The organism is Novosphingobium sp., from assembly GCF_032093395.1.
GTDB lineage: Bacteria > Pseudomonadota > Alphaproteobacteria > Sphingomonadales > Sphingomonadaceae > Novosphingobium.
The window spans coordinates 15,208-31,542 of the sequence record NZ_DAMDBA010000022.1 but is presented as its reverse complement, the minus strand read 5'-3'; the positions used below and the strand labels follow the sequence as shown (position 1 = coordinate 31,542).

Annotated in this window: 11 protein-coding genes; 6 read left to right on the top strand and 5 right to left on the bottom strand. The window is 62.8% G+C overall.

Annotated features, from left to right (window positions below; translation table 11 throughout):
- The first annotated feature begins 300 nt into the window (after nucleotides 1-300).
- Together RT424_RS09980 and RT424_RS09975 are read left to right on the top strand one after the other, a co-directional pair.
- On the top strand, nucleotides 301-2,400 hold the full coding sequence (locus RT424_RS09980; protein WP_313437130.1) for a TonB-dependent receptor: 2,100 nt from the start codon (nucleotides 301-303) through the stop codon (nucleotides 2,398-2,400).
- A complete protein-coding gene (locus tag RT424_RS09975; protein ID WP_313437127.1) occupies nucleotides 2,400-3,605 on the top strand; it encodes a PepSY-associated TM helix domain-containing protein in 1,206 nt (401 codons plus the stop codon). The genes RT424_RS09980 and RT424_RS09975 overlap by 1 nt, the downstream gene beginning before the upstream one ends.
- Nucleotides 3,606-3,623: 18 nt before the next feature.
- Here RT424_RS09975 and RT424_RS09970 read toward each other — a convergent pair whose 3' ends face one another.
- Together RT424_RS09970 and RT424_RS09965 are read right to left on the bottom strand one after the other, a co-directional pair.
- Nucleotides 3,624-6,056, bottom strand: a complete 2,433-nt coding sequence (locus RT424_RS09970; RefSeq protein ID WP_313437124.1) for a glycoside hydrolase family 2 TIM barrel-domain containing protein — start codon at nucleotides 6,054-6,056, stop codon at nucleotides 3,624-3,626.
- 56 nt (nucleotides 6,057-6,112) lie between these two features.
- Nucleotides 6,113-6,439 (bottom strand): hypothetical protein, encoded by a 327-nt coding sequence (locus RT424_RS09965; RefSeq protein WP_313437121.1) that lies wholly within the window; start codon nucleotides 6,437-6,439, stop codon nucleotides 6,113-6,115.
- Between the two features lie 220 nt (nucleotides 6,440-6,659).
- On the opposite strand from RT424_RS09965, the gene RT424_RS09960 reads away from it, so the two are divergent.
- Complete coding sequence (locus tag RT424_RS09960) at nucleotides 6,660-9,089, top strand: TonB-dependent receptor (RefSeq protein WP_313437119.1); 2,430 nt, start codon at nucleotides 6,660-6,662, stop codon at nucleotides 9,087-9,089.
- 57 nt (nucleotides 9,090-9,146) lie between these two features.
- Here the strand turns inward: RT424_RS09960 and RT424_RS09955 are convergent, their stop codons facing one another.
- From RT424_RS09955 to RT424_RS09945, 3 genes are all read right to left on the bottom strand, one after another.
- A complete protein-coding gene (locus tag RT424_RS09955; RefSeq protein WP_313437116.1) occupies nucleotides 9,147-9,941 on the bottom strand; it encodes a TetR/AcrR family transcriptional regulator in 795 nt (264 codons plus the stop codon).
- Nucleotides 9,942-10,051: 110 nt separating this feature from the next.
- Nucleotides 10,052-11,344, bottom strand: a complete 1,293-nt coding sequence (locus RT424_RS09950) for a cytochrome c (RefSeq protein WP_313437114.1) — start codon at nucleotides 11,342-11,344, stop codon at nucleotides 10,052-10,054.
- On the bottom strand, nucleotides 11,344-11,916 hold the full coding sequence (locus tag RT424_RS09945; protein WP_313437111.1) for a TetR/AcrR family transcriptional regulator: 573 nt from the start codon (nucleotides 11,914-11,916) through the stop codon (nucleotides 11,344-11,346). Before RT424_RS09945 ends, RT424_RS09950 begins: the two co-directional genes overlap by 1 nt.
- Before the next feature lie 132 nt (nucleotides 11,917-12,048).
- Here RT424_RS09945 and RT424_RS09940 point away from each other — a divergent pair, with 132 nt between their 5' ends.
- Genes RT424_RS09940 through RT424_RS09930 form a run of 3 tightly spaced genes read left to right on the top strand, consistent with a single transcriptional unit; the run spans nucleotide 12,049 to nucleotide 16,290 of the window.
- Nucleotides 12,049-13,269, top strand: coding sequence for a hypothetical protein (locus tag RT424_RS09940; RefSeq protein ID WP_313437108.1), 1,221 nt, complete (start codon nucleotides 12,049-12,051; stop codon nucleotides 13,267-13,269).
- The gene (locus tag RT424_RS09935; RefSeq protein ID WP_313437106.1) at nucleotides 13,262-14,962 is read left to right on the top strand and encodes a DUF1592 domain-containing protein; all 1,701 of its coding nucleotides are present in this window, start codon (nucleotides 13,262-13,264) and stop codon (nucleotides 14,960-14,962) included. Before RT424_RS09940 ends, RT424_RS09935 begins: the two co-directional genes overlap by 8 nt.
- Entirely contained in the window at nucleotides 14,959-16,290 is a 1,332-nt protein-coding gene (locus tag RT424_RS09930; protein ID WP_313437103.1) for a DUF1552 domain-containing protein, read from the top strand. Before RT424_RS09935 ends, RT424_RS09930 begins: the two co-directional genes overlap by 4 nt.
- Nucleotides 16,291-16,335 lie beyond the last annotated feature (45 nt).

The window sequence follows — 16,335 nt, the reverse complement described above, 5'->3', positions numbered from 1 at the left end:
TTTCGGACAGGGCGCTACGAAAGATGAGAGTGATACGCAATAGCAATATTGCAACAAGGTTTCCGCATATCGTTAGTCTGATATCTCCCGTTTTCTCCAGAATGGCACGTATATGCCGACAAGACGGGCAGCCCGGTTGCGGTCGGGGCGCGTCCTCCCGTCCGCAAAGTTTCGTCATTGCATCGCGATAGCACTTGCGTCGACATCCCTTGCCGGTATTGCCGCTCGCAATATTGCGAATGATTCGCATTGCGGTAACAGGGAAGATACATCTTGCGATTTGTCAAGGCGGCGTTGGCCGTGTCGGCGTCCGTCATCGCTCTCCCAGCGTTCGGGCAGGAGGCTGTTCCGGCCGAAAATCCCGGCGTCGCCACGGAGATCATCGTCACCGGTCGTGCCCAGCGTCTCTACCGCGTCGAGCAGGCTACCGTGGGCAAAGTCGCGGAAGACCCGATGAACATTCCCCAGGCGGTGCAGGTGATCAACGCCGACCTCTTTGCCGACCAGGGCGCGCGAGACGCAACGGACATCTATCGCAACATCTCGGGCGTCAGCTTCTTCAGCTATGCCGGCGTCACGTTCCGTGGGTTCCGTCAGGACCAGTCCTTCTATGACGGCCAGCGCGGCAATCCCTTCATCGGCTTTTCGGTACCGCAGCTGTTCAACATTGAGCGGGTCGAGGTGCTCAAGGGGCCGGCAGGCCTGTTCTTCGGTCCCGGATCGCCGGGCGGCATCATCAACTACGTTTCCAAGACGCCTTCGGACAAGACCGGACTGCGCGCGGTCGTCACCGGCGGCACCTACGATCGCATCGGCCTTTCGGCGGAAGCGACCGGTCCCGTCGACCGCGAGGGGGTGATCACCTACCGGCTCGGTGGTTTCTATGAATCGATGGATCCCTATCGCCGCAACACGCAGAACAAGTCGCGCATCGGCGATGGCGGGATATCCATCAAGACCAACGAAGGCGGCAAGCTGACGTTGCAGGCGACCATCTACGACAGCGAGCTTCAGGCAAACCGCCTGCGCGGCGTCCTGGTCGATGACGATGGCAATTTCCTGACCAGCATCCGCTGGAATGCCAACGAAAAGACCGATTTCCTCGACTTGCGCTCGCAGGCATACCAGGCGCGCTATGCGACCACGATCGGTGACCGCGTCACTTTCGACGTGGGCGCGCGCTACTTCAAGGCCACCGAAAAGCAGCAGTACCACGAGCCGCGCGGCCTCGATCCCGCCAATCCCGATCTGGTGCGCCGCGAGTTCCGTGATCAGATCCGCCCTGTCCGTGGCCTGTCGTTCATGGCCAACATGACGGCGCGGGTGAACGTGCTGGGCATGGAGCACAAGTTCCAGACCGGGGCGGACTGGTATGACGAAAAAAGCCTGCTGCATTCGCGCATCCTGCGCACGGGCGTGACCTCGCTCAGCCTCAGCAATCCGGTCTATGGCAGCGGGGCCGGGGATGCGGCGCGCGCGGCACTGCTGCCGTTCACCACCACCGACACCCGCACCAAGCGCAAGGGCGCCTATCTCCAGGACCAGATCAGCGTGACCGATGCGCTGCTGCTGGTGGCAGGCGTGCGCTACGACAAGTTCGACGACGGTGTGACGACCAGCACCGGCGGGAGGGTTTCCGGGCGCTCCGACTACTCGGACAACGACCTGACCTGGCGGGGCGGCGCGATCTTCAAGCCGCGTGCGGACGTGTCGCTTTACGCCAGTTGGTCGGAAAGCTTCGAGCCGCAGGCTGCCGCCGATCAGAACAGCGACGCAGGCGGCCCCTTCGCCCCGGTCACCGGGAACCAGATCGAGGGCGGCGTGAAGACGCAACTGCTTGATGGACGCATCCAGGCGAACGCCGCCGTCTATCGCATCGTGCGCAAGAACATCCTGCAGGTCGATCCCACGCAGGAACCCGTCAACGGCGTGGACCAGCTCGCGCCTATCGGCGAGGTGACGAGCAAGGGCTTCGAAATCGACCTGACGACGGACATAACGCCAGACTGGGTGCTCCTGGTGAACTACGGCTACAACGACACCAAGATCACCGGCACGGCCGAAGGGCAGGCGATCACCAATGCCGTGGGCAATCGCTTCGCCAATGCCCCCAAGCACAAGGTGGGCTTCTGGACCCGCTACCAGGTTCCGGCGATCGACACGGCCTTTGCCTTCGGCGGCGAGCACGTCTCGCGTCGGATCAGCCTTTCCGGCCAGACCGTGAAGCCCTACACCATTTTCGACGCTTCGATCACCAAGGGGCTGGGCTTCGCCGAGCTGCTGCTGCGCGTGGATAACATCTTCGACAAGGTTTATGCGGCATCGGGTTTCTCCGCACAGAGCGGGCACTTCCCGGGCGAACCCCGCACGTTCCTTGCCGAGCTTCGCTTCCAGTTCTGATGGCGGCCAAGGCGCGGAACAAGAAGATCGGCGGCGAAAAGGGGCGTTCGCTCTGGTGGCGGGTCCATTCCTGGGCCGGTCTGAAGCTGGCGATCTTCATGACTTTCGTGCTGGCCACGGGAACGCTCGCCGTTTTCGCGCACGAGATCGACTGGTTGGTGACGCCCGCGATGCGAGCGTCACCGCAGGAGGGGCCGCGCGCGAGCTGGGGCACACTGGCGGCTGCCGTGGCCAAGGCCGAGCCGCACGGGCGGTTGACGACCCTCTACGCGCCGATCGACCCCTGGTTTACCGCGGAAGCATGGGTGGATATGGGGAAGGGTGCACCTCGCCGCGTCTATATCGATCCCTGGAGCGGGGAAGTGACTGGCGTTCACGGCTGGGCCAACGTCCATCGTTTCCTGCGGCAGGCGCATCGCCATCTGATGCTGCCGACGAAGATCGGCATCCCGCTGGTGAGTTCGCTAGCACTGCTGCTGCTCGCCTCGCTGGTGACGGGCATTGTCACCTACAAGAAGTGGTGGCGCGGGTTCTTCCGACTGCCAAGGGGAGGGGATGCGCGCAGGCTGAGCGGCGATCTTCACCGGCTTGGCGGACTGTGGAGCCTGTGGTTCGTCGCCCTGATCGCGCTGACGGGACTTTGGTATCTGGTGGAGACGCTTGGCGGGAATGCCTCGGTTCCGAAGCTGGCGAAAGTCGAGACCGTCCTGCCGCCGCCGACCGGAGCAGCGCTCGACCGGCTTATCGCGGCGGCGCAGGCCAATCGGCCGGGCCTCGACATTCGCGAAATTCGCTTCACCGAAGACAGCGGCGTGGTGCTGCTGGGGCAGGACCGCGCCTGGCTGGTCCGCGACCGCGCCAACGGCCTGGCGATCGATCCGGCCGACGGCCAGCTGCTTGGTGCTTTGGATGGCACGGATCTGGACGTGCACCAGCGGATTTCGGAAATGGCGGATCCGCTTCACTTCGGCACCTTCGGCGGGTTGGCCACCAAGATCATCTGGTTTCTGTTTGGCACGATCCTGACGGGAATGTCGGTGACCGGTGTGATCATCTACGCCAAACGCCTGGAAAAAGCCGGAAAGCACCAGCAGACGGCAGGCCGTATCGCCTGGGCCGGAATGGGGGCATGGGCTTACGTCTGCACCGCCTTGGTGATCCTGGCGCTGGTACTCACCCCGGGCGCTATCGGAGGCGCAAGCTGAAGGCACCGCCTTGGCGGCCTATTCGAAGGCGATCTTCGCATCGTCAGCGCGAAGTCCCGGTGAATTGGCTGTGATCCGAAGCGTCCCCTTGCCTCGTCCCCGCAGGATCGCAAGGGCACGTCCCCGGAAGGTCCGGGTGTGGTTGGCTTTCAGCGAACCCACGGCCTGCGGGTTTGCGCTTCCGAAGGCGGCAAGTTCACCGGAGCCTGCCAAAGCAAGGGTCACCGGCCGCATATCGTCGGGCAGAACCCGTCCCCTGGCATCCACCACCGCGATGTTGAGGTAGGCCAGCGCATCGCGGCCGCGGCGGCCGGACAATGGCTCGACCGACACCCGCAAGGAGGCTGCCTCGCCAACGGTCTCCAATTGCGTGCGGCCTATGACCTTGCCGTTTTTCCAGGCGACGGCCTCGAGAGTGCCGGCTGCGTAGGGCACTGGCAGTTCCGCAGTCATCTTGTCGCCGGCTGTCAGCACTTTCTCACCGACAACCTGACCGTTGAGCAGCGCCTGGACTTTATCTCCGGGCGTGTAGATCCGCACCTTGAGGGCTTTGCCTTCATGGCCTTCCCAGTTCCAGCTCGCCAATTCGTCGGGCCATCCCCAGTTCGCGGTCCAGGGGAACGTTCCCTCGGGCGCGGGCCGCTGCACGGTCATGGTAACCGGCGAGAGGCCCCACGCGACATCGCGAGCGAGGGAAGAGGCTTTCTGACAACCGATCAGGTCCAGATCGCCGCACCACGCATTTATCCAGGGCCAGGCCGCGAAGTAGTAGGGCGGGCTGCCATTCTTCAGGAATGCCGTTGCGCCGAGGCCCGCTTCGCCGATGTAGTCCATAGCCGTCCACAGGAACTCGCCAAGGAAATAGGGCGCGCGGTCCATGAGCGCGGCGTAATCGAAGACCTCGCGCGCGAACGTCTCGGATGCGTAGACGACCCGCTCGGGATGACTGGAATGCTCGCGTTCGATCTCATCGAGCCGGTAGTTGTATCCCGGAACATCGAGGAAAATAGTGGAAGCGTTGTCGACCTTTCCGGCAAGACCGGAACGCGCGGTGTCGGCTCCGGCGATCATCTCCTGCCCCAGGACACCGTTGAGGCCTGCGGTCACCGGCCGGGTCGGATCGAGTGCCTTCACTGCATTGGCGAGCTTCCATTCCCATTCCACGCCTTCGTCGCTGGCTCGGAGAGGGATTTCATTGCCGATGCTCCACATGATCACCGAGGCGTTGTTGCGGGCAGGCAGGACCATGCCCGCGATCACGTTTTCCCAATGCTCCCGGAAATGGATCGAGAAGTCCTGCGGCTCCTTGTGTTCGTGCCAGGCATCGAAGGCCTCCTCGATCATAAGCATGCCCAAACGATCGCAGGTTTCCCTGAGGCTGCGCGAAGCCGGATTGTGGGAGCTGCGGATGGCGTTGAAGCCCCGCTGCTTGAGCAGGCGAATCCGCCGCTCGTCGGCATCGCGAAACGCGCAGGCGCCCAGCAGCCCGTTGTCATGATGCACACAACCGCCCCGCAGCTTGATGACCTCGCCGTTGATCGCCATCCCCCGCGCAGGATCGAAGGTCACGATGCGCACACCGAAGGGTTGTTCCAGCTTGTCGACGACCTTGTCGTCGCGGCGCAGCTCGGTTTCGAGCCGATAGAGGTTCGGATGATCGGGCGACCACAGCCGGGGGCCTTGCAGCGTGAGGGTCTGGCGCACTACACCGGAAGCGGCGACCCGACCTTGGGCGGCGGTGCGGCCGTCGCCATCGATCAGGCGGGTGACGATCTCATGACCTGCCGTATCTCCGCTGAGCGCGGTCGTCAGATCGATCTCCGCATGGCCGTCAGCGAACCGACGAGTCCAGGCCGCAACGCCCCAGCGCGCGATGCGGCATCGGCTGGGCAATACATCGAGCGTGACCGGCCGATAGATGCCGGAACCCGCATACCATCGGGTGTTGCGCCCTTGGTTGCGAACGCGAACCGCCACGATGTTGTCGCCCTTGCGATCGAGATAGGGCGTAAGATCGACAGTAAACGGGATGTAGCCATGCACGTTGCCGGCGACCGCCCGCCCGTTCAGGAACACCTCGCTTTCGAGATAGATTCCGTCGAAAGCCAGTTCGATCCTGGAATCCGGCGCGTAGTCAGCAACGCGGAAGCGCTTACGATACCAGCCTTCGCCGCCAAGGGTGAAGCCGGTGGCGCCCTTACCGATCGCGCGCTCATCGAACGGGCCGATCTGCGAGGGCTCCACCCCACCTGGTACGTCCTCGACGCTCCAGTCGTGCGGCAGATCGACGATAGGCCAGGAACTGTCATCAAAACCTGCCTGTTCGAAATCGTCCCCGCCGCCGCGATGGAATTTCCAGCCATCATCGAACGGAATGTCTCGTAAAGGCCAGCTCGCGTGTTTTGCGAGCGTCGAGGATCTTGCCGCAGCTACGCCAGCCATGGGAAGCATTGCACCGGCTCCTGCGATAATGAGCGCCTGGCGCCGGTCGGTATCGAATTCTAGGCTCACTGGACCTCTCCCAGTTTGGCCAGTTCGGCATCGATCCTTGCCAGGGGCTCCCGCTGCACCACACCGAAAACGAGCAGCGATTCGAGCGAGAAGTTGCCGAGATGCGGTTTGATCATTTCGTTGCCGATGCGCCGATCCATCCCCGGAATATGCTTGTTGACGATCTCCCAGGCAGCCGGGTTCGACTGCAAAATGGCGATCGGAGTCTCTCGCGAACTGAGTATCCGGGCCAGCTGCGCGGCGGATCGTAGGCCTTCGCGGGAGGATAAAGTGGCGCGTCCAAATTCGTCATCCTCTTCTGCTCGTTCGGCGGCGGTGATCATCGCCCTGACGATAGGATCGGGCCGATATTGCGCCTTGCCTATATAGCAACAGTGTGTTGTTTTAAGTGGCGGGGGCGGCATGTCAAGCCGGGCTCGGATCGGGACGAGGGCGATGGAATCATCGACACTGCCGCATTGCGAGGAACGGTTGCGTTCGGTCCGAAGCCGAAGCGGGTAGTCGCTGCGAGCGAATGGAAGAAAACAAGAAACGGGAGGGAATATGATCAAGACAGGATGCAACCTGCTGCTGGCGTCCACCAGCTTTTTCGCCGTGGCAACGCCTGCCTGGGCTCAATCGGCCCCGGCCGCTGAAAACCTGGCAAACGTCATCATCGTCCAGGCCCGCCGCCGCGACGAGGACGTGCAGGATGTGCCCGCAGTCATTGATACGGTGACATCCGAAGAGATCGCGAAGCTGAATTTTCGCGATTTCAAGGAAGTGCAGACCCTTGTGCCCGGACTGGAACTGACGACGGAATCAAACGGCGTCGGCGGCAGCGCCAAGATGCGCGGCGTCAACTTCGACGTCAATGCCAGCGGCTTCAACTCCACTGTCGAGTTCTACATGAACGACGCGCCGATCGTCGCGGGCATCGTTCTTCAGCAGATGTTCGATATCGGGCAGATCGAAGTCCAGCGCGGCCCCCAGGGCACGCTGCGCGGACGCGCTTCGCCATCGGGATCGATCACAGTCGCCACCCGTAAGGCTGATCTCTATACCGTTGGCGGAACGGTGGACATGACGGCCAACGATATCGGCACGCAAAACATCAAGGCTGCGCTTAACCTGCCCGTCATCGAGGGCATTGCAGCGATCCGCGTTGCGGGCGTCTGGGATGAGAACGAGGACAACCGCGTCCGGCCTCTCGATACCAGCTACGGTGGCCGCGATCCGTTCGCCCGCACGCGTGCCGGGCGCGTCAGCGGGCTTGTTCAGCCAACCGACTGGCTGAAGCTGGAAGGCGTCTACCAGCATATGCAGCGCAATGCGGTTGGGTACGATCAGGTCGCTTCGTTCAGCGAGGTCAATCCCGATGCCGTGCCGAGTCCGGTCTATATCGATACGAGCGACCGTCTTTCAAATCAGGTCGAGCCGCGCCGGATCAAGCAGGTCTACAATATCTACAATTGGCATGCGGAAGCCAATCTGGTGGGGCAGACCCTGATCTACCAGGGCCAGCACTATAGTCAGAACGTCCATGCGCATACCAGCCTGGACCCGGCCGTCGTCTTCCCCGGCGATACGATCTTCCAGGAAACCCACACCCGCACGAAGTCCACGTCGCATGAAGTGCGCTTGCAGAACGAGGAACGCCTGTTCGGGATGGTCGACTACGTTGTCGGCTTCTTCGACCAGAAGAACGACGCGCCCACCGATCTCCTGCGCAGCACGGCGGTACGGCTGCCGCTCCTGTTCGGCGGCGGTCTCGCGACGGCGGTTACGACACCGATCGGCCGCTTCGGCGGCAGTCACGAACAATCGGTCTTCGGCAACCTGACCGTTCATGTGACCGATTCCACCGAGATATCCGGCGGGTTGAGGCATATCGACTACAACTCGGAAAATACGCTGGTCGTGGGCGGCAATACCGTCTCGACCGAGGGGCAGGATGCCAAGAAGTGGATTTACACGGCATCCATCAAGCAGAATATCTCGCCGGACCTGATGGTCTATGCCAGCACCGGCAGTTCATGGCGCCCAGGCATCAATGTGGTGGGCGATTTCAATATCCTGCCTTCGCCCGTCGAGAAGAGTTTCACCAACCTGCCGGCGGAGACGTCGAAGTCCTATGAGATCGGGTTCAAGAGCACGCTCATGGGTGGACGCATGCGTTTCAATCTCACCGGCTACCATCAGAAGTTCAAGAACTATCCCTATCGCGTCTCCAATGGCGTCTATTACGTCAACACCGTAGCCGACCGGAACAGTGCGGGTCAGGTCACGGGCCTGCGCCAGGAGGTGGGCCAGTTCAATTTCGTGGGCGCAGTACCCGTCGAAGTGAACGGCGTGGAAGGCGATCTTTCGTTCGATATTTCCGATCGCTGGACCATGGGTTTGATCGCCAGCTACTCGCTCGGGAAGATCAAGAACGGAACAGTTCCTTGCAACGACCTCGACGGTGACGGCGTACCCGACAACGTCCTGTCGGCCCCATCACTTGTCGAACTTCAGGCCGCCGTCGGCGCGGACAACCTGGCGACCTGCCAAGTCTCCCAGCGTTCCGCTCTTCAGGCTCCATTCTCGGCTACGCTCCAGAGCGAGTACAGCTTGCCGATTTCCGGCAGGCTCGACGGCTATCTTCGCGGCCTCGTTACCTACAACGGCAAATCCCAGAGCGATCCTACCAATATCTACGACGATGTCGGCGATTATGCCTTAGTCAATCTCTATGCCGGCATTCGCGATCCAAAGGGGATGTGGGAGGTGTCGCTTTACGCCAAGAACCTGTTCGAAGTCGAAAAGGCGCTCTCTCGTACCAGTCCGCTTTCGACCAGCTATCAACAGCTCGGCTTCGGCGGGTTCGGGCCGAACGGCCCCATCCTCACCGGTCCAACGGCTGCGACGACCACAAGCACCTACACCGGCATCACCATGACGCCGCCCCGCGAGTTCGGCCTCAATGTTCGTTTCTCGTTCGGTTCGCGCTGATTTGAGCAGTTGCTCCGATTGCATTTTCGGTTAGGCGATCATCGTTCGGGGCAGGGGTCACCAAGCCTCGGCCCCTCGAACGATGCGCTCCACAAGAGAGGCGGCGGCAGTTCTCGCCTCATCCTCATCGAACGGCTTCGCTTCGGGCCGCATGGCGATCGTTCCCCCCGTCACGGCCATTACCAGGTCCGCCGCTCCCTCCGGATCGCGCATCTTGAACCCTTGGGCGGGGCCATACTCGCGCACCGAAGTGGCGATGAGCGCATGCAGGTTGCGGTAGCCTTTCTGGTTGTGACCAAGGAAACCGGATCCCAACGCGCCTGCCAGATTGCCGGCAAGCTTGGTAATGGCGCGAACTTCGGGGTTGGTTCCCCAGAGCAGCATTGCCTCGACGTAGCTGGTCAACTGCTCGAGAAGATCGTGCGACAGCGCCGGATCGCGCCTGGTGTTGAGTTCGGACCATGATGCGATCTTCGCATCGATCACGGATTGAAGCAGATCCGCCTTGTCCGAAAAGCGCTTGTAGAGTGTGGTACGGGGAATATTGAGGTTGGTCGCCACGGCATCCATCGAGGTGCTTTCATACCCCAGTTCCAGAAACATTCTCGTGGCTTCGGTCAGGATGTCCTGGGTGATCTTCATGGAGTCGGCGGCGGCAGGACGCCCTCTTTTACGGCTCGGTTTCTGCCCCGCCTTCGCCGCCGCTGATTGCCGCACCTTGTCCTGCACTTCTGCCATAACCCAAGTTTCAGAATACCGATTGCCTCTGTGGTAGCCGATTTGGAACGACGTACAACCGGCAGGGCGGGTGGTTTGCCAGGCCTGCCGCGATCGGCTATGGTTACATGCCATGTTCCCGCGAACGTGCAGCGACAGGCCACGCCGAACTGAAGGCAGCTTGCCCGCAAATTCCGCCGGTTTCCTCCCAGCCCGATTGATCTTCCGATCAGCGCGTTGTTCCGCTATCGCTGCCGTCGCACCTGGTCGGGAGAAACTTGAGGCGCATTGTTGCCGAACGTGCTGCGCAGGTACGTGGCCAGAGCCGCCACATCCTCGTCGGAAAGGCGCTTGCCGAACGGCTTCATGTTCGCACGGCCGCTGTTGAAGGGCGGCGGCGGCAAGTCCGGGCCATAGAGAATGACATTGATCAGCGAGGACGGATCTTTCGCCTGCACGATCGGATTGCGTATGAGCGGCACACCGAGGATGCGATCGCCTTTGCCATCGGGCAAGTGACAGGTGCCACAATGCACGGTGTATACGATCTCGCCCTCATCGACGCGCGATCGCAACGCCGAAAAGTCCCACCGCGCGGGGGCGGCGTCGATACCGCGCAAGTATGCTGCGATCGAGTTCGCGTCGGCTTTCGACAGGTGGCGGGTGGAGGCGAGTACTTCCGTCATCGGCCCATGGACGACGGCGCGCCGGCTCCGCCCGGAAAGCAGGTAATCGCGAATGTCGGAGGCGGTCCAATCCTTGAGGCCGTGCTGTCCCGGCGTCAGATCGGCGGCAGCCCACTGGCGGTACTCACCGCTCGCGACCTGATCGACATAGGCGCCTCCATGCAGGGCGCGGCTTTCATCGGAACCGCCCAGCATGTTGCGGGGGGTATGACAGGCGCCGCAGTGTGCCACGGCTTCCACCAGATAGGCGCCGCGATTCCACTCCGCCGAATGCTGGGGGGAGGGCGTGAACGCGGCGTCCTTGTGATAAAGGCGCTTCCAGAAATGCAGCAGGGCGCGGTTGCCGAAAGGGAAATGCATTTCGTTGTCGCGGTTGCGCTGGACGACCGGCGGCAGCGAGCGAAAATACAGGTAGAGGGAGGCGATGTCTTCGTCCCGCATCTTCGCAAACGATGCGTAGGGGAAGGCGGGGTAGAGGTGTGACCCGTCAGGCCTGGTGCCATGCTTCATCGCGGCGTGGAATTGCCCGTAGGTCCATCGGCCGATGCCGGTCTCTCGGTCCGGCGTGATGTTGGTGGAGTAAAGCGTTCCAAACGCCGTCTTGAACTTCACGCCGCCGGCATGAGCTGCTCCGCCGGGCGCTGTGTGACAGGCGGCGCAATTGCCGATTTGCGCCAGATACCGGCCCGCCGCGACGCTGCCGCCTTGCGCTTGCAACGGGGGCGGAGCGGCTTGAGCGATCGGTCGAAAGAAATAGGCCGCAAAGGCTGCCGCCGCGACGGCAAGGACCAGAACAAGCCAGAGCAGCCACGGCTTGATCCGGCGCGAAGGCGGTGTGCCTGTCGCCGTCATCAATAGGAATCTTCCAGGGGAATACCGGCCAGCCTTATCCAGTTCACGGTTCGCTCCTTCAGAAATGCGGTCGCTTCCGGATGGCGGCTGGCCTGCCAGTTCATGATAGATCCGGTGAGGTGCGCCATGAAGGCATCCACTGCGGCGGTCGTCTCGATCGCAGTCGGGGGCATCGTTTTCGCTATGAGCGCGCGTAGAATCTCTCCGCGTTGCTCTTCCAGGCCGATCAGGATCGGATCGTTGATGTTGATGCTGTAGCGGAACATGAAGTTGCTGAACTGTTCGCGCGCACCGATCATGTTGCCCACCAGCTCGGCAATGCGGATCAGGCCGGGCGCGCCGGTTTCGATCCTAACTGCCGCAAGCCGTTCCTCGAATTCCCTGAGCAGCCGTTTCATCAGCAGGCGCTTCAGATCATCCAGCGTGCCGAACCGCTGGCTGATGGCCGCGCGAGAAAGGCCGACGCGGCGGGCGACCTCCGAAATGCTAAGCCCGTGCGTGCCGAGTTCGACCAGCGCCGCGTTCGTCGCATCCAGTATCTGGGAGTCCGTAACCGATAACGGGCGAGCCATACCAAGCCATGCTTCCTGAACGTGACGAGCTTTCAGACGGGTTGATATCGGCACTTGCCGTTTCTTTCAACCCTGTTACTTTCAGGGGTGTAAGGAATCGAAAGCAACGGTTCGTTATGGGAGAATGCGCTGATGGCGTCACGCCGCCTGAGCAAGGGTTGGCTGCTGGCCGCTGCGGGAACCGTCGCGGTCCTTGGCGTGGTCGCTTACGTGCTGCGTCCGCCGGAGCGTTTGACGGCGAAGAGCGGATCATTCCTGCGCGATGGCACGGCTGGTTTCGTTCTGACCGATATTGCCTATGCGCTCGGCCCGGATGGGCAGGACACGCCGGCCTGCCCGCAAGGCATGTCCATGGACGTTTCCCAGATATTCGCGGCCAGTCCCGCGGGTAAGCGGCGTTCGGGCGAGGATGATGAATCTTACGGAAAGCGGTTGGAAGAAGGCGGGAAGACGCTCTCTGCCGCGCCGGATGGGAGCAATTATTGCCTTCACCCCGAACTTGCGCCGATCGATACGCATGCCCGCCTGCTGACCAACGCCTCTGCGCGGGCAGACGGCATCGACCTTGACGGCAAGGTCTCGCGATCTCCAGCCGATGCGCGCAGCGGGCGGCTCGATTTCGTCGGCGTGGACGGCAGGAGGGGCGTGGACAACCAGTTCTGGCGAGCGGTGGGCTGCAACCGTTCCTATCAGAGCGCTGGCCAGTCCAACGGCTTCAAGGTGGAAATGCTCACCGGCTCCTGGGGCGTCCTCGTGAAGCTGGACGGCGTGGACGACCTTCGCAATGACGACGACGTACGCGTCGGCATCCATGCCAATGCCGATCCCTTGCAGCTCAGTCCCACGCGAGAGGCGCTGGAATATGCGACTTACGCCGTCGATCCCGATGCCAGGTTCCGCGCCTCCACGCGCGGGCGCATCCGGGACGGTGTGTTGACGACGGAACCGGTCGACGTGCGGTTTCATCATGTCGTGAACGGCATGTATATGGAGCGCCCGCTGCGCGATGCGCGCATAGAGGCGAAGCTGTCGCCGGAAGGCGTCCTCAAGGGCTATCTGGCAGGCTACACGCCGGTGGTAGAGCTCTACGATTATCAGTTCGGCTTTCGCAACGGCAGGGATGCGAAAGGGCAGCCGACGCTGGCGAGGGCGGTCGCCTCCGCGAACGGGGCGGCCCGCGTGCTCGGCCATACTTGCGCCGGGATATGGCAGTCTCTCCACCGCATGGCCGATGGGCACCCGGACTCGAAGACCGGTGCCTTCAGCTCCATTTCCACCCAGTACCGCTTCGAAGCCCGGCCGGCTTTCGTGGTCGATCCTCCCCTACGCGAAAAGATGGTGCGCAATGACTAGTGCCGCTCTTTCACGGCTTCGACGTTTCCGTTTTCCGGTTTTCGTCGGCGGGCTGATCGCCCTGGTCGTGGTTCTGGCCGGTGCCGAACTCATGGAGCCGGGCGAACCCGCTCCTGTTGGTGGGCCGCCCATGATGCGCAGGCTGACGGAGACGCAGTATCGCGCCAGCATCGAGGACGTCTTCGGCGCCAAGGTGCCTATCAACGGTCGCTTCGAAAAGGCGGTCCGATCGGAGGGGCTGATCGCGGTCGGCACCGGTACGGCGGGCATGTCGCCCTTCGCGATAGAGCAGTACGATGCCTCGGCTCAGGGCATTGCCGCCACCGTTCTAGGCAAGTCGCAGCGCAAGCGCTTTCTTGCGTGCGGCCCGGCCGACCCGCGTCAGTTCGATGCGCCCTGTGCCCGGCAGTTCCTGACCCAGAAGGGGCGCCTGCTGTTCCGCCGTGCGCTGACGCGGCAGGAGGCGGACAAGTTCGTGGGGCTTGCCCGGCGCGCGGCGACGCAGCTCGGCGACTTCCACAGGGGGCTGGAACTGAGCCTCTATACCATGCTGGTTTCGCCCGATTTCCTGTTCCGGATCGAAACCATGCAGCCTGGTCGGGGCGGAGCACCGGGCGAACTGGATGCCTACTCCAAAGCCTCGCGGATGAGTTTCTTCCTGACCAATTCCACACCCGACGACGAGCTGCTTCGCGCGGCCGAGCAGGGCGAACTCTACGATTCCGCCGGTGTGGAACGGCAGGCGGACCGGCTGATGGCCTCGCCCCGCTATGAAGGCGCCGTTCGCGCGTTCTTCGCCGACATGATGCAATTCGATCGCTTCGGCGACTTGTCCAAGGATCCGGCGATCTATCCGGCGTTCAATTCCGCTCTGGCCGAGGATGCGCAGGAGCAGACCCTGCGCACGGTGGTGGAGCACCTGATCACGAAGCGCGGCGACTATCGCGATCTGTTCACCACGCGCGACACCTTTCTCACCCGCAGCCTTGGCATCGTCTATCGCACGCCGGTTCCGCAGCGGCGGGGGTGGGTGCCGGCAACTTTCGCGCCCGATGCCCATCGCGCCGGTATCCAGTCCCACGTCTCGTTCCTGGCGCTTCATTCGCACCCGGGCCGGACCTCTCCCACGCTGCGCGGCTATGCCTTGCGCCAGGTCTTCCTGTGCCAGGACGTCCCGGACCCGCCGGCCAACGTCAATTTCACCGCGATCGAGGCTACGGCCCACAAAGCCAATGTCACCGCGCGCGACCGCATCTTCCAGCACGCGACCGATCCTTCCTGCGCGGGCTGCCACAAGGTCATGGATCCGCTCGGGCTGACGCTGGAGAACTACGACGGCCTCGGCACTTTCCGGCGCCGGGAGAACGGCGCCCTGATCGACACCAGCGGCTCTCTCGACGGCACCGGTTTCAATACGACGGACGGCCTGGCCGACGCGCTGCACGACCACCCGGAGGTGCCGCGCTGCATCGCGGAGCGGATGTACAAGTCCGCCGTCGGGCGCGATATCACCTGGCGTGAGCGCTATTATCTGGACTGGCTGATCGGCCGGTTCACCGCCGACGATTACCGGGTGCCGGACCTCATGCGCCGGATCGTCACGAGCGCAAACTTCTTCGCGGCAACACCTTCGAGCCCATCGGGAAACCTTGTGCGCGCCAACACCCGCGCCAGTGCTGGAGACAGGCTATGAGCTTCATTTCACGCAGAACCATTCTGCGCGGCGCCATCGGCGGCGCTGCGGTGGGTGTCTCGCTGCCCCTCCTGGATTGCTTCCTGGATTCGAACGGCACCGCGCTCGCCGCTACGGGTCAGCGGCTTCCCGTTCGCTTCGGGACCTGGGTATGGGGGTGCGGTTTCATCCCGGAGAAGTGGATCCCGACGACTGTCGGCAGCGGCTATGCGATGCCCGCGGACCTGGCGCCGTTGGAGCCCTATCGCGACAAGCTGGCGCTGTTCAGCGGTTTCGACGTGAAGCTGGACGGCGTTGCCAACAAGCCGCATATCACCGGCTGCCTGGGTCTGCGGACCGGCATCCCGGTGCCGAACGAGAACGTGAAGGCACCCACTCTCGACGTTCTGATCGCGCAGAAAATCGGCGGCAATTCCCGCTTCCGCTCGCTTGAAGTGTCGACCTGCGGGCTGAAGAATTCCTACTCCTATCATGCGGCGGGCTCTCCCAACCCCAGCGAGACGTCCCCGGCGGCGCTCTATCGCCGTATATTCGGCGCCGGCTTCCAAGACCCGAATACGCTGGCATTCGAGCCCGATACCAGGATCATGGCGCGGCGCAGCGTGCTTTCCGCTGTTACGGAGGATCGCCGGAAGCTGATGCGCACCGTCGGCGCGGGCGACCGGCAGCGCCTGGACGAATACTTCACCTCGATCCGCCAGATCGAGCAGCAGCTGGACCTGCAACTTCAGCCGCCCGCGCCGGTGAAGGACTTTTCCCGTCCCGCCGCTCCGGCAGGTGAAGGAAAAGGCTCGGAGATGGGGCAGGTGATGGAGACCCACCGGATCATGGCAGACCTTCTCGCCAAGGCGCTGCAAGTCAATCAGACGCATGTCTTCAACGTCCTGTTCTCCGACACCGCGTCCAATCTGCGGCGGGAAGGCGAAACGACGACGCATCACACCCTGACGCATGAAGAGCCTACGGATCCGCAACTGGGTTACCAGAAGGAGCATTCCTACTTCGCGACGCAGAGCATGGTGGCCTGGAAGGAATTCCTCGATGCCCTGTCGGCCATTCCCGAGGGAGACGGCACGCTGCTGGACAATTGCCTGGTCCTTGCCCATTCGGATTGCTCGATCGCGAAGGCTCATGCGGTCGAGGGCATCCCGGTGATGGTGGCGGGGAATGCGGGCGGCGCGGTCCGCACCGGCTATCACCTGGCGGGCAACGGCGATTCCATCGCGCGACTTGGCCTGACGGTGCAGCAGGCCATGGGGGTGCAGGTCGAGCGTTGGGGGCAACTGTCCATGGAAACCAACCGTACGGTCTCAGAGCTTATCGCCTGATCGACCGGTGCAGCGCAAATTTGCCGGACGATAACGGCTCGACAA